The organism is Rhodanobacter sp. ANJX3, from assembly GCF_014200755.1.
In the GTDB taxonomy this organism is placed as follows: Bacteria; Pseudomonadota; Gammaproteobacteria; order Xanthomonadales; family Rhodanobacteraceae; genus Rhodanobacter.
Window position 1 is genome coordinate 154,285 of the sequence record NZ_JACHCM010000001.1, and the last position, 14,587, is coordinate 168,871.

Genomic DNA, 14,587 nt, shown 5'->3' on the forward strand with positions numbered 1-14,587 from the left:
CGGAGGGAAGGGCGCAGGCGCGAAAATACGCAGGCCTAGTATTCATCATGCGATGCGCGAGGTACGACATCTTGTCGAATTCGTTCATCGCGCATGCGGATTCATGCACAGATCAATCGTCGTCTTCACTGCCCATATCGAGCTGCGACGCCGGCAGGCCGGTGTAGCTGCCCAAGTAGTAGATCAGCAGGGCGATGAGGCAGACGGTCACCGAATCCCACGGGTGCGGGATAAGGCGCTTTCCGCCGAAGGTCCCCAGATAGGAGGCGGCCATCATCAGCGCGTAAAAGCCGATGAGCCACGCCGACGAAAACACTTCTGTCCGCAGTACCGCACGGTTCGCACGTGTGCCGAGTTTGTAGGCTACGTAGATAACGAACATCACGATCTGCAGGCCGAGCAGCCACGACACGGTCGTCCATCCCGACCAGTAGACGATCAGTGCGGCGACGATAAAAGACAGCGGCCCGAGCACGGCGAAGCCATGCACGTAAAAAGGCCGCGCCAGCTGCGGCGCGCTTCGGCGCAATGCCGCGACCGTGATCGGTGCGACCGCATAGCTCAGCACCAGCGCGGTGGATACCACGCCGATCATGGCCTCCCACGAGGGGAACGGCAGCGTCCAGAAAACCGATAGCGCAAAGGTCAGCCACAGCGCCGGTCTGGGTATGCCGGACTTATCGTCGATGCGAGTAAACACCTTGAAAAACGCACCGCTGCGCGCCCAGCCGTAGACGATGCGCGGCGTGGCATTCATGTAGATATTGCCGGTGCCGCTGGGCGAGATCATCGCGTCCGACACTACCAGCACCGCCAGCCAGCCGACGCCCAGGGCCAGCGCGATATCGTGATACGGCAGCGAAAACTCTGTGCCGATGGCCGTCCAGCCGTGGCTGAGCATGGCGGCCGGGATGCTGCCGAGGAACGCGATCTGCAGCAGCAGATAGATCACCGTGGAGAGCAGCACCGACAGAATCAGCGCGATGGGAATCGTGCGCTGCGGATCGCGCACTTCGCTGGCCACCGAGATGATCGGCGTCAGTCCGAGGTAGGCGAAGATGATGCCGCCGGCCGACACCGCGCCTTCCACACCGGCAAAGCCGAACGGCGCAAAGCCCTGCACCTGCATATTGTGCGGCTGAAAATGCGTCAACAGCACCACGATCACCAGCAGCGGCACGACGAATTTGAAGATGCTGATGATGTTGTTGGCCTTGGCGAAGGTCTTCACGCTGAAATAGTTCAGCAGAAAAAACACCGTCAACAGCAGCAGCTGGACGCTCCAGCCCAGCGCCGTCGGATCGCCGCTGCCGCTTTTGCTGAGCGACGGAAACCACGCGGCGGCGTACTGGCGGCAGGCCACCGTTTCGATCGCGATCAGGCTGGAAAAAGCGATCAGCGTGATGAAACCCATCAGCGATCCGAGCAGCGCGCCGTGCGAATAGCCGGGATAACGCACCACGCCGCCGGCACGCGGCAGGGCGGCGCCGAGTTCGCAGTAGACCAGGCCCAGCAGCAGCACCGCCGCACCGCCGATCAGCCACGACAGGATCCCGGCCGGCCCGGCGATGGCCGCGACGTGGCTGGCCGAAAACAGCCAGCCCGATCCGAAGATGGCGCCCAGGCCGATCATGGTCAGGTCGACCAGGCTCAGCTGCTTCTGAAATTTTCCCTGGTGCGCCATGGGACCTCCGGATTGGTCGATGCCACCCTTACGGCGAAGGCGTGGCGTAGGGCGACTGGCCACCGCTGGCGATGAACTGATCGATGCGTGCGTTGAGCACCGGCAGCGGTACCGAACCGGTCGACAGCACGGCGTCGTGGAACGCGCGGATGTCGAACTTCTCGCCCAACGCTTTTTCGGCCCGTGCGCGGTCGTCGCGTATGGCCATTTCGCCCAGGTAATAGGACAGCGCCTGCGCCGGCCACGCAATATAGCGATCCACTTCGGTATCGATCTCGTGCTCGGCCAGCGCGGTATTCTCGCGCAGATAATCGCGCGCCTGCTGGCGCGTCCAGTGCAGGTGATGCAGGCCGGTATCGACGACCAGCCGCGCCGCTCGCCAGGCCTGATAACTGAGATAACCGAACTGCTCGTAGGGCGTGTGATAGATGCCCATCTCCTGCCCGAGGTATTCGCAGTAAAGCGCCCATCCTTCGCCGTAGGCCGAGATATAGCTGTAGCGGCGAAAGTCGGGCAGGCCGGTGGTTTCGGCCGCCAGCGGCATCTGCAGCGCGTGACCCGGCGACGACTCGTGCAGGGTCAGCGCCGGCAGCGAATACAGCGGGCGGGCGGGCAGGTTGTAGGTGTTGACCAGATAGATACCCGGGCCACCGCGGCCGCCGGTATAGATCGGCGCGAGGTCGGCGGGAACCGGTTCGATCGCGAAGCGTCGTCGCGGCAGGCGGCCGATATAGTCGCCGACCTTGCCGTCGACCTGCTTGGCGATCCACGCCGCATCCTTGAGCAGTTCGTCCGGCGTCTTGGCATAGAACTGCGGGTCGGTGCGCAGAAACTGCAGGAAGTCGGCGAAGCTGCCCTTGAAACCGGTCTGCTTGATCGTGTCCAGCATCTGCCGATGGATGACGGCCATCTGCTGCAGGCCCAGTGCGTGAATCGCGTCGGGGCTCATGTCCAGCGTGGTGTATTCGAGAATCTGCGCCCGATAGAACGCCTTGCCGTCCGGCAGATCCTCGGCCGCGATATCGCTGCGTGCCTGCGGGATGTACTCCCTCTGCATGAAGCTCAGCAGCTGGGCATAGGCGGGAATCACCTGACCGTCGATTGTCGCCAGCGCCTCGGCGCGCAGCGCGGCCTGTTCGGCGGCGGGAATGGTGGCGGGCATCCGCAGAAATGGCGTGTAGAAAAGATTCTTTTCGCCGGTCGCGGCGATGATTTCGCCGATCGACGGCGTGCGGCCTTGCGGAATGATTTTCGGCTGGCTGAAGCCACGCGCCAGACCGAGCCGCATATTGACGGTCTGCTCGGCAAAGTAGCGCGGTATGTCGCGCAGTTTGCCCAGGTGATCGCGATAGCTTTTGCTGTCGGCGTAAGTGGCTCGAGCGGTAAAACCCAGATCGCTCCAGAAGCCCGAATCGCTGTTGAACGGCATCTGCCAGGTCTTGAAGCGTTGATCGCTCAGCAATACCTGAATCTGCTGCTTGTAGACGTCGTAGTCGACCTGATCCTCGCCGGAGAGCTGGCCGCGTGGAATGGCGTCGAGCGTCGTCAGCACATCGGCCCAGTAGGCCTCGCGCATCGCCTGCGTGGCCGCATCGACCTTGGGCAGATGGCCGGCATCCTGCGCCGGGCCATTCTCGTCGTCGGCACCGGCAAACTGCAGCTGACGCCAGTGCCACTCGCGCGTATACAGGTCGTGGAAGCGCTTGTCCGCGGTATCGGCGTGGCCGGTTGCGCCAGCGGTATCGGCGAGCGCACTCATCGGCAGGGGCGATGCGTGCGCCATCGAGGCCATGAGTATGCCGCTGGCAATCAGCCAAGGCAGACCGAGGCTGCAACACATCCGTTTCAACGGCATCAGGACACCCCGGAAGTCATGACGTGGCGACGGGCAGCGGGTTCGCCCCATCGGGTAAGACCCTCATACTCATCGCTGGCCGACACGGTGTATAGAAAGCATTGTGCCCGCACCGTGCGGAATTGGGCACAGTCGCGATGCAGCTGAAAAGCGGTGGCGATGCCGTTATCAAGCGCTTGCGAAAGGCACGTCGATGGCCGGCGACGGCTCGGTAAACCATTGCGCGCCGTCCTCGGTGACGTGGAAGTGGTCCTCCAGCCGGATACCGAATTCTCCCGGCACGACGATCATCGGCTCATCGCTGCAGCACATGCCCGGCGCCAGCGCCGTCTCGTTGCCGCGGACCAGATACGGGGTTTCGTGGATGCTCAGCCCGCAGCCGTGGCCAGTGCGATGCGGCAGCCCGGGCAGCCGGTAGTTCGGGCCCAGGCCCGCGGCTTCGAGTATCCGACGCGCGGCGGCGTCGACCTCGGCGCACGCGACGCCAGGCCTTACGGTATCGAACGCCGCGCGCTGCGCCGCCTGTTCCAGCGACCAGATCCGCGCCTGCACGACGCTGGGCTCGCCAAAGACGTACGTGCGTGTGATGTCCGACTGGTAGCCTTCGACGCTGCACCCTGTGTCGATCAGCACCAGCTCGTTCGGTCGCAGCTGCTGTTCGCCGGGAATGCCGTGCGGGTAGGCCGTCGCGTGGCCGAATTGCACGATGCAAAATGTCGAGCCGCCGTCGGCCCCGAGGGCGCGGTGAGCGCGATCGATAAAGCGGCGCACCTCGCCGATGCCGATCCCTTCATGCATCAACCCGGCGGCCAGGCGATGCACCTGCAAGGTCATCGCCGTGGCCTGACGCATCAGCGCCAGTTCGGCTGCCGATTTCTGCATACGACAGCCGTCCACGATCGGACTGCCGTCCACCAGTTCGCAGGCACCCAGCACCGTGCGCAGACGCCCGTAAATCAGGAACGTGGCCGCCGGGTCGAGCGCCAGTCGACGAACGCGATGGGCCGCCACGAGATCGGCGACCTGCTGCTGCGGATCTTCGTGTTCTTCCCACAGCCGTGTTATCGCAGAAATCTTCAGCGCATGCTGCAGCGAGCCCTCTTCGAAAGCGGGGCAGAGCACGAACGGATCGCCTTCCAGCGTCAGCAGCATCGCAACCAGTCGCTCGCTGGCACCCCACGAGATGCCGGTGAAATAACGCAAGGATGCGCCGGCGGTGATCAGCAGAGCTTCATCACCGCGCTCGCGCATCAGCCGTCGCGCTTGCTCCAGCCGATGCTGATATTCCTCGGCGCCGATCGGCGCTGCCCGCTCTTTCCACGGTGTGAGGGCAGCCTCTGCTTGCTCGAAGGAGAGACCGCCGATCTGGCCGCTCATGCGCCGTCACCGACATCGCGCTCAGTCCAGTGCCCGTCCACGCGCCGCTGGATACCCGCCACGTTACGGTCGCGCAGCTCGATCGGCAGCAGTGCATCGGGAACGTTGTCGTAACTGTGCAGGGCGGTGAAGCGATGGATCGCGGCCGGCATGCCTACCGACGTAAAGCCCGGATGGCCCGTGCTCGGATACGGCCCGCCGTGATTCATCGCCGGGCTGACGGCCACGCCGGTGGGCATCTTGTCGGCAATCAGGCGGCCCACCTTGGAGCGCAGGATGGGGGCGATAGCCGACCAGGCGTCGTCGTCGCGGCCATTGCCCGCCCGGTAGATCGTGCCGGTGAGATTGCCTTCCAGCACCGCGGCGATCTGCGCCATCGAGCAGGCGTCGGCAGCGCGCACCAGCAGGCTGACCGGTCCGAAGGCTTCCGTCTGCAGCGCGTCGGCGTTCGCGAGAAAGGCTTGGGCGTCGACGCAAAGCAGGGTCGGCTGATGGCGGTAGCCTTCGCCCTCGCCGGCGTTTCCTCCGGCGAGCAACTCGGCACCGGCCGTCATAAGCACAGCGATCGCACTGCGCAACGAATCCTGGACGCCGCGCGAGAACAGCGGCTTGGGCGTCGCTCCGGCGAAGTGCGCCACCGCAGCGCCGATGAACGCATCGCCATCGTGTTGCGCCGGTACCACCACCACGCCGGGGTTGGTGCAGAACTGGCCGCTGCCCATCACGCATGAAGCGAAAAATTCCTGCGCTAACGCTTCGCCCCGTTCGGCCAGCGCGCCGGGCAGCAGGAACACCGGATTGATGCTCGACAGCTCGGCGTAGATCGGTACGCCGGTTTTGTCCGCCGCTGCCTTCAATGCCAGGCCGCCGGCGCGGCTGCCGGTAAAGCCGATCGCGCCCAATCGCGCATCGCCGGCCAGCGCCAGGCCGAGCGCGTTGTCGAAGTGATAAAGCATCTGTACGGTGGCGGCCGGCAAGCCGGTATCGAGCAACGCCTGATGCGCCAGCTGCGCCAGCCGCTGGCTGGTCGCCGGATGCGATGGATGCGCCTTGGCAATGACCGGATTGCGCGCAGCGATAGCCGAGGCGAAATCGCTGCCGGCGATGGCGTTGAAGGCGAACGGAAAATTGTTCGGCCCGAATACCAGCACCGGCTTGCCGAGCGGCGCACGGTGCGCGCGCAGTCCGGTCTGCGTATCGATGACCGGATCGGTCCATCCATAATGACGTGCGGCCCTGGCCGCCTGCCGCAGCTGGCCGCTGGCACGAGGCAGTTCGACCGAGCGCAGCCGCGGTTCGACCGGCAATGCCGTTTCGGCGTGCGCCAGCGCCACCAGCGTATCGGCGTCCGCCTCAATGGCCGCCGCGTAGGCATCGAGAAAATCGGCGATGCGAGCCGCCGGCGTGGCGGCCAGTTCGTCGGCGACCGCCACGGCAGCGCTCACGGCCGATTCGATATCCGCCGCGCCGCTGATCGGAAAGAGCGGCCCGATCGGCGCGCCGCGCGTGGGATCTTCGGCCTGAAAACGCCCCAGCCGATTCACCGGTTCACGCCACTGGCCGCCGACCAATACGGGTTCCGACGCGGTCATTTCAAAAGCTCGGCTTGGTGGCGATGGCGTGCTCGATGACCTTGAGTGCGGCCTCGCGTTCGGCGCCGGCCACGGGCAGTCGCGGCGCGCGCACCGTTTCGCTGCCGGTACCGGTTTTTTCCTGTACCAGCTTGATCAGCTGCACGAAGGTCGGCACGGTATCCAGACGCAGCAGCGGCAAGAACCACGCGTACAGCGATTCGGCCGCCTTGGCGCCGCCGCTCTTGGCCAGTTCGAACAGCTTCACCGATTCGAATGGATACGCGTTGACGAGGCCCGCGACCCAGCCGACCGCGCCCATGCTCACACCTTCGACGATCGCGTCGTCCATGCCGACCAGCAGCTGTAGGCGATCGCCGAGCAGCGCGCGAATCGCGGCAAAACGGCGAACGTCGCCGGACGATTCCTTGACCGCCTGCAGGTTCGAAAATTCGGCAGCCAGCTCGGCCATCTGCGACGGCGTGAAGTCGGTCTTGTACGCGACCGGGTTGTTGTAAAGCATGCAGGGCAGGTCGGTGGCGGCGATCACTGCCTTGACGTGCGCGCCCATCTCGCGCCAGTCCGTCGAATACACGTACGGCGGCAGCACCATCAGGCCACGGCAGCCGATCGACTTGGCTTCGCGGGCGAGCCTGACCGCTTCATCGGTCGACAGCGAGGCAATACCCGGAATCACCGGCGCACTGTCGCCGAGCACCTTGACCAGAGTTTTCAGAACGGCCAGCTTTTCTTCGAAGCTCAGCGTCGCCGCTTCACCCAGTGAGCCGAGCGGCACGATGCCCTTGCAGCCGGCGTCGATCAATTGCCTGGCGTGGGCGGCAAGAAACGCATGGTCGACGCTGCCGTCGGCGTGGAAGGGCGTGGTGATGGCCGGCAGCACGCCGTGCCAGAGGGAATGGCTCATGGGTAAATCCTCAGGGTTCATGAAAGTGAGAAAGCTCGACGCCGGCGAGGGTGGAAAGCCGGGTCGGAAAAAGCGGCGGGCGTGCACCGCTGCGAGGAAAACGACCGATCTCGGCCAGCGCGCTGCCGCAGATCCGTCCCTGACAGGCGCCCATGCCGCAACGCGTGGCGAGCTTGGCGCTGCGTGCATCGGTATGGCCGTCCAAAGCGGCAAGCGGTACATCCTCGCAGCGACAGATCAAGGTGTCCGGCTGGGCCAGCGCATGCACGCGCGCATCGAGCGCGAAGCAGCGATCCAGCGCGTCGGAAAAATGTCGCGCGCGCCGACGCGCGGGCAGCAGGCGGTCGGCCGCGGCGCCTTCGCCGCAAGCGGCGTGGCCGGCGATGGCGCCCTCGACACGTGCGGTGTCGCGTCCGCCGATGCCGCAGAGTTCTCCGGCGGCGTAGACGTGGGCCACGCTGGTCTGCTGGTAACGATCGGTCTCGACGACGGCGTGTGCGCCCTGGTATTGCAGCGTGCAGCCGAGCAGCTGGGCGAGCTCTACGTTGGCGAGCAGGCCGTAGCCCACCGCCAGCACATCGCAGTCGATGCGTTCGAGGCCGCCCGGTCCGTCCACCTCGATGGACTGAAGCTGATGTTCGCCGGTGGCGCGGCGCACCACACTGCCACAGCGATACGGCACGCCGAGCAGCTTCGCCTTCAGTGCGGTCGCCTGCAGCGCCTTGCCCGGCCAGCGCCAGAGCCCGGTCGCAAAATGCTGCATCTGTTCGCGGGAGGATTGCTCGTAAATAGCCGCGACATGGGCACCGTGAGCGCGAGCGGTGGCTGCCGCGGCCAGCAACAGCGGACCGCTACCGGCAATGACGACCCGACGCCCGGCCAGCGGCCAGCCCTGCTTGGCCAACGCCTGCAGTCCGCCGGCGCCGGTGACGCCGGGCAAGGTCCAGCCGGGAAACGGCAGCAGCAGTTCGCGCGCGCCGGTGGCGAGCACGAGCGCGCGGTAGTGCAATAGGCGGGCGCTTTTCGGGTCTTCCACCAGCAAGCCGCCGTCTTCGCCGGTGACCACGCGCGTTTGCGCCAGCCAATCGACCGTCGCATGATCCAACGCATTGCGCATGCTTTGCCTTGCCAGTGCAGGCAAGGCACGCCGCACATCGTGACGCCAGACCTGACCACCGGCCGTCGCCTGCTGATCGATCAGGCCCACGCGTGCGCCGTGGCTGGCGGCGGCATGAGCGGCTGCCAGTCCGGCCGGTCCTGCGCCGACGATCAGCACGTCGTAGCGATCATTCATCGCAGATCACCTGCATGCCTTCGCGCACCGGCACCATGCAGGCACGCTGCTGGCCCGTGCCATCGATACGCACACGGCATTCGAAACACGCGCCCATACCGCAGAAAGCCGCGCGCGGTTGTCCTGTGATCGATCGGCGAAACACCGCCGATGATTGAGCGGCCGCGATCGCGGCCGCCACGCTGCTGCCGGCGACGACTTCGACCGTGCGATGGTTGATCTGCAAGCGGATCAGCGCCGGCTTCATGCCGCCACCCGCATCGGATCATAGGGACGCGGATCGATCGCCGGAACGTTTCCGAGCATTTGATCGATCACCAGCCGCGCGCTGCCCAGCGCCGTAGTGACGCCCAGGCCTTCGTGACCGGCGGCGACCCACAGATTGGCGTGCTGCGGCACTTTTCCCAGGTACGGCAGTCCATCCACGCTGACCGGGCGAAAGCCGGTCCAGATACGCAGGGCGTCGAGCCCGCTCAAGCCAGGAAGAAACTGCAGCGTACGTGCCAGCATCCGGCGCACCATCGCCATGGAGATATCCGAGGTCTGGCTGCCGTATTCGCGCGACGACCCGATCAGAATCTGTCCGGTCGGCCGCGGCTGCACGTTGAAGGCGACGCTGCTGTCGGCATCGCCGTGTGCGCTGTCGGCGTAACCCAGCTCAAGCAGCTGGTGATGGACCAGGCCGGGGTGACGATCGGTGATGACCAGATGCCCCTTGCGACCGCGCACCGGCAATTCGGGAAGCAGCTGCGGCAGGGCGCAGCCGGTGGCGATCAGCACGTTGCCGTCGAGCTTGGTGCCGTCGTTCAAGCGCACGCCGCTGCCGGTCAACTGATGCGCACGCTGTGGATACCAGGCGGCGCCGCGCGCGATCGCACGATCCACCAGATAGCGCGCCACGCCGGGCGGATACACGACGGCCTCGTTCGGTACCCGCATGCCTCCCGCCAGACCGGGGGCGAGCGCGGGTTCCAATCGATAGAGCTGCTCGGCGTCGACTTGCTCGGCCACGACGCCCACTGCCGCGAGCCGCGCCAGCTTGGCCGGGATCGAGGCATATTCATCGGCGTTGCTCGCTACCCACAAGGTGCCGCAGCGGCTGAATTCGGCCTGCGGCAGATCGACGAACTCGTCCCATAGGCCCAGCGAGTAGTGCGCCAGCGCCAGTTCGGCCGGATCGTCGTCCATCGCCACCAGATGACCCATCGCCGCCGCGGTGGCCACGCCGCCGATGGGGCCCGGTTCGACCATGGCCACGCGTAGACCCTGGGCGCTGGCATAGTCGGCGCAAGCGGCACCGACGATGCCTGCGCCCACTACGACCAGGTCATAACTTTTCACGAGGCGCCGATGCCCCAGACCAGCGGATCGCGCTCGTCGAGCAGCAGCTGGCCTCGTGCCGTCACGTGGGCGGTACCGGTAATGCGCGGCAGGACGCCGTGCGCGCCGGGCCGATACTGCGCTTCGAAGACGCTGCCCAGAATACCGGCCTGGCGCCAGACGCGTCCCGGCTCCAGCTTGCCATCCGCCGCCAGACAAGCCACCTTGGCACTGGTGCCGGTGCCGCACGGCGAACGGTCGTAGGCCATGCCCGGGCACAGTACGAAATTGCACGCGTCGGCGTCGTCCTGGATCGACCCGGCATTGATCTCGATATGGTCGATCTCGGCATCCTGCGCGCCGGTGATGCCGGCGGCCGCCAGCGCCGCGCGAACCGCCTCGGTATACGTGGTCAAACCGCGCTGGTTCGCCAGCGTCAGCGGCAGTGGCGTATCGTTGGTGATGAAAAACCAGTTGCCACCCCACGCGACATCGCCATGGATCTTGCCGTAACCCGGCACGTCCAGTTCGATATTTTTGGCATGGCGATAGCTTTCGACGTTGTCGACGGCCACGCGGCCGTCGGCATGCAGCTCCACGCCGACCATGCCCACTGGGGTTTCCAGCCGATGCTTGCCCGGCGCAATGCGACCCAGATGCAGCAGCGTGGTGATCAGGCCGATCGTACCGTGACCGCACATGCCCAGATAACCGACGTTGTTGAAGAAGATCACCCCCGCACAGGCGGTGGGGTCCTGTGGCGGCAGGAGCAGGGCGCCCACCATGGTGTCCGAACCGCGCGGTTCACAGGCAATCGCCTGGCGCCACAGGTCGTAATGGCTGCGAAACAGGTTGCGCCGCTCGGCCAGCGTGCCGTTGCCCAGATCGGGAAAGCCGGCCAGCACCACACGCGTGGGTTCGCCGCCGGTATGTGAATCGATAAAGTCGATAGTCTGCATGCACTCATGCTCGCCTTCGCCGGCCCGGCGCGTCTAGAAAGCCTTGCGGGCATTGAGTGCGGAATTCGGCACAGTGGTCGCGGGCGGTTCTTTTCGGGAACCGGATGGAAAAGCTTGCCGCCCAGGTGTCAACGCCGTCTATGATTAGGTGTGCCGAGAGCCAACCCTTCGTCGCATCCGTTCTGGCAAGGTCGTGGAGCCGTCGACTCGTATGAAGATTTCTGCCGATGAAATAGAGGCGCTGTTCGATGCGCTGCCCGACGCGGTGTTCTTCGTCAAGGACACCGCGGGGCGTTATACGCATGCCAACCTGACCCTGGTGCGGCGGCTGGGTTTGAAACAGCGCCATCAGGTCATCGGCAAAAGCGTCACCGAGCTGTTCCCGTCCACCATGGGCGGCTCCTACGCCGCTCAGGATCGGCGCGTGCTCACCGGCGAAATCATCGAAAACCAGCTGGAAGTGCATATTTTCAACAACCGCGCGCCGGGCTGGTGCCTTACCTGCAAGCGACCGCTGATCGTGCGCGATGAAATTCGCGGCGTCATCGGCATCTCGCGCGACCTGGGCCAGCCTGACGGTCGACACCCTACCTACGATCGCCTGCGTCGCGTGCTCAATTACATGAACGAGCACTACGCCGAAAGCCTTCGCGTGCAGGCGCTGGCCGGACTGGCCGCGCTGTCGATCGCGCAGCTGGAGCGTCACTTTCGACGTGTATTCCAACTGACCCCGCAACAGGTGCTCACCAAGATCCGCATCGAAGCCGCGATGCGCGCGCTGCAGGGGAGCGACACCGTCGCCTCCATCGGGCTTTCCTGCGGCTTCGTCGACCAGAGCGCGTTCGCCCGGCAATTCAAGGCTACGGTCGGCATGACGCCACGCGACTATCGGACGATGGCATCGGCACCGTCGGAGAAAGAGGCCAAAGCCTCCACCGGCTCGTGACGCGGGATAAACCGGGCGCCGGAAAATAGGTCGCGAACGCATTGGCCAAGAGGCTTGCAGCCGGCGCCGCTCAGCGCGAGTCGTGTCCGCTCACCTGACGCACGGCCTCCGGCCGCAAGCCTCTTGGTCATCACGTGCAGCCGAACAAGTATCCCCGCATCGACGTAAACCCCGGATAACAGCGGGGTGACATGTCGTATAGAACGCGTCAATTCGCAGATGACCTGCGAGCGAAGGACAGCGATGCGCTGATCCAAGTGGCGCATGGCATAGGCAAAAAGCGGCCACGCAGGCCGCTTTTTCGCTATCGCTCACATTGCCGCGAGAGCGTCAGTCGCGGCTGGCCGTCAGACGTCCCAGCAGAAATGCCACACCCGCGGCAATCAGCACTTTATTCAACGGACGATCGGCCGCCCACTCGCGCACGCGTTCGATGACGTCGCCGGCTGTGGCCTGCACATCGCCAGCGGCAGCGCGCGCCTTGCCCTTGGCTTGCTGGTCGGCGTCGCCGGTCAAAGCACCGGCGGCGTCCTGGATGCGGCCGGCCACTTTATTGACGGTGCCTTCGACTTGATTCTCGTTCATGGGTAAAGACCTTACGGTTGGTTGACGTTAATCGAGACGATGCGCGAAACGTCGTGAAGAACATAGAAAGGGCGCACGCTTCCTCATCCGGCCGTTCAGGATAGGGTTCACCGGAGCACCGAATGAAAGTCAGAAAGAGCCGGCTCAAAATCTCCACGCGAGGTGCGGTGACGCCGTAAAGAGACCCTGATGCCGCATCGAAAAGAGCCATCGATTATGAGCCATCGAAATCGCCGACGAGCGGAGCCAACAACCCTCGTGGATCCGGCTCGCAATATCGGGGCCGAAACGGATAGTGACACCGGCTCCGCAGGCACGCCGCAGGGCAACGGCAATTCGGTACGAAGCGGCGATGTGGATGTCCCGATCGACGCCGGCGTAACTACCGATCGGTGAACAAGCGATGGCGTAGCGGAGCAGGGCCGTTCGAACAAAATGACAGCGCTACTATGACATTCTGCTCACGTACTGCCGCTGATACTGGCATCGCCGGTCAAGGTAGCTTCTCTGCCTCGCCACGGATGACGAATTCCGGCAATGAACAAATCGTGCAGTTCACTGCATGCCCAACCGCCCGGTCCTTCGCCGGGCGGTTTCTTTTTGGGGCTAGTCGATCTTGGATGTTTCGTCCCGAGTTTCGTGGAGGCTGTCTGGTGGAAGTCGCGCCTCCAGAACGGCGGCCTGCCGGGTGAGTGGCCGTAGTAATTTGCCTCGGCCTCTGTCGGCGGTGAGACATATGGTCTTTGGCATGGCCTATCGCTTTCGCGAGTAATACCAACTGGACCCTTGCAAGTACCTCCATTCCAGCAGCGATGCAGGCAAACGCGCGTTGGGCCAGCAGCGCCGCAATGCCGCCAACGCCATTTCCGCCGTTTCATGCCGACCGACTTCGCACTCATCGAGTAGCGTTCGCCACCGATGACCATGCTCGACAATGCGTAGCAAACCGGGTTTGGAAGGATGGACGTACTGCCTCAACACGAGCGATCTCCGTGGCCTTGGTACCCATAGCGTAGAGGTCGTGCGATGACGTCTTCTTTGTTGTCTCAAGGCAATGAAATGACTGAACAAACCGGGTGACCGTTTTAGAGCCGGCTGGATGCTGTAAAGGGCGAACTGTGCCCATCAATGAGAGCTACTGGCCGACTGTCTTTCCTGAATCTGCAAGGCCTCGGCTTCGTGTTTGCGAGTGACGACGCTGCGTTGAGCGTAGAGATAAGAACCCAAAAGCGAGACTTTATAAGAATCGCTTTCCGCATCCTGTTGCGTGCCGTAATCGCGCAATAAACGCAATTCGCGTTCGGCTTCATCCAAGTCGCCTTTAGCGATCGTCAGCTCCACGACGCGGCAAGCGGGCTCGAAGGATGCGTGAAGGCGTTCCAGAGCCTGCTTGTTGTGAGGATCGAGCGCCAAGACGCTTAAATAGAATTCGTAAAGGTTGCTGCCCTCGGGCGCGACGAGATGGTGGTCGCGAAATGCCGTCTCGGCAAGACCCGACAGAACGCCGATGCCGCTGGAATTGCCCACGGCGGCGCCATCCCCGGGCGCTATCGTCGAGGTATGAAAGTGCCACAATCCGAGGCCAAGCAACGCACTGACCGCGACAAGTGCCAACGCAAGAAGAATGTACTTGCGATGGGTACGAGCAAAGAGGCGCGACATGGCATTCACCGATTTCGGGTTGGTTCGCTGCATCGCGAAATGTTCTTGACAACAAATCAGCCTATCCATCCAGTGTTGCGAATCGATGTATGGCTGACATGTCGCCATGCCACGTCCGATGGTTTGAATTCGCTAAACGACAGACAAAAAAGAAGCCCCGCTTGGGACGGGGCTTAATTGGAGAGTCGGCGCACTATAGCGTCGCACTGTGACAGTTTCGTGTGTAACGGAACGGTACGCAAAAGAACGCTGGCAACAGGCTTTCATAACCTTCGATCGCCCGAAGGGCTTTTGTGCATGGAAAAAACTGGACGCCAAACAAAAGCGAACGACTGTCAGATGCTCGTGATACTTTCCCACCACGAACCCAACCACCTCATACAAATGGTGAGTGCCTTTTGAGGCGCTA

Annotated in this window: 12 protein-coding genes; 1 reads left to right on the forward strand and 11 read right to left on the reverse strand. The window is 64.0% G+C overall.

The genetic code is table 11. The features are described from left to right. Positions 1–112 precede the first annotated feature (112 nt). From HDE76_RS00595 to HDE76_RS00635, 9 genes are all read right to left on the reverse strand, one after another. On the reverse strand, positions 113–1,684 hold the full coding sequence (locus HDE76_RS00595; protein WP_184504764.1) for an APC family permease: 1,572 nt from the start codon (positions 1,682–1,684) through the stop codon (positions 113–115). Positions 1,685–1,712: 28 nt separating this feature from the next. Next, entirely contained in the window at positions 1,713–3,443 is a 1,731-nt protein-coding gene (locus tag HDE76_RS00600) for a DUF885 family protein (RefSeq protein WP_255481420.1), read from the reverse strand. Between the two features lie 264 nt (positions 3,444–3,707). Then, the gene (locus HDE76_RS00605) at positions 3,708–4,916 is read right to left on the reverse strand and encodes a Xaa-Pro peptidase family protein (protein ID WP_184504766.1); all 1,209 of its coding nucleotides are present in this window, start codon (positions 4,914–4,916) and stop codon (positions 3,708–3,710) included. Further along, the gene (locus tag HDE76_RS00610) at positions 4,913–6,508 is read right to left on the reverse strand and encodes an aldehyde dehydrogenase family protein (RefSeq protein WP_184504768.1); all 1,596 of its coding nucleotides are present in this window, start codon (positions 6,506–6,508) and stop codon (positions 4,913–4,915) included. Before HDE76_RS00610 ends, HDE76_RS00605 begins: the two co-directional genes overlap by 4 nt. Before the next feature lies 1 nt (position 6,509). Further along, positions 6,510–7,412 (reverse strand): dihydrodipicolinate synthase family protein, encoded by a 903-nt coding sequence (locus HDE76_RS00615; protein WP_184504770.1) that lies wholly within the window; start codon positions 7,410–7,412, stop codon positions 6,510–6,512. Between the two features lie 10 nt (positions 7,413–7,422). After that, a complete protein-coding gene (locus HDE76_RS00620; protein WP_184504772.1) occupies positions 7,423–8,706 on the reverse strand; it encodes an FAD/NAD(P)-binding oxidoreductase in 1,284 nt (427 codons plus the stop codon). Then, complete coding sequence (locus tag HDE76_RS00625; protein ID WP_184504774.1) at positions 8,699–8,953, reverse strand: 2Fe-2S iron-sulfur cluster-binding protein; 255 nt, start codon at positions 8,951–8,953, stop codon at positions 8,699–8,701. Before HDE76_RS00625 ends, HDE76_RS00620 begins: the two co-directional genes overlap by 8 nt. Continuing rightward, on the reverse strand, positions 8,950–10,047 hold the full coding sequence (locus HDE76_RS00630; protein ID WP_184504776.1) for an FAD-binding oxidoreductase: 1,098 nt from the start codon (positions 10,045–10,047) through the stop codon (positions 8,950–8,952). The genes HDE76_RS00625 and HDE76_RS00630 overlap by 4 nt, the downstream gene beginning before the upstream one ends. After that, positions 10,044–10,985 carry a proline racemase family protein gene (locus tag HDE76_RS00635; RefSeq protein ID WP_184504778.1) on the reverse strand — a complete coding sequence of 314 codons (942 nt, stop codon included), beginning with the start codon at positions 10,983–10,985 and terminating at the stop codon, positions 10,044–10,046. Before HDE76_RS00635 ends, HDE76_RS00630 begins: the two co-directional genes overlap by 4 nt. A gap of 211 nt (positions 10,986–11,196) precedes the next feature. Here HDE76_RS00635 and HDE76_RS00640 point away from each other — a divergent pair, with 211 nt between their 5' ends. Continuing rightward, a complete protein-coding gene (locus HDE76_RS00640; RefSeq protein WP_179482162.1) occupies positions 11,197–11,931 on the forward strand; it encodes an AraC family transcriptional regulator in 735 nt (244 codons plus the stop codon). A 330-nt stretch (positions 11,932–12,261) separates the two neighbouring features. Here HDE76_RS00640 and HDE76_RS00645 read toward each other — a convergent pair whose 3' ends face one another. Together HDE76_RS00645 and HDE76_RS00650 are read right to left on the reverse strand one after the other, a co-directional pair. Further along, complete coding sequence (locus HDE76_RS00645) at positions 12,262–12,516, reverse strand: CsbD family protein (protein WP_179482898.1); 255 nt, start codon at positions 12,514–12,516, stop codon at positions 12,262–12,264. Positions 12,517–13,641: 1,125 nt separating this feature from the next. Beyond that, positions 13,642–14,211, reverse strand: coding sequence for a hypothetical protein (locus tag HDE76_RS00650; protein ID WP_179482900.1), 570 nt, complete (start codon positions 14,209–14,211; stop codon positions 13,642–13,644). Between the last annotated feature and the right edge of the window lie 376 nt (positions 14,212–14,587).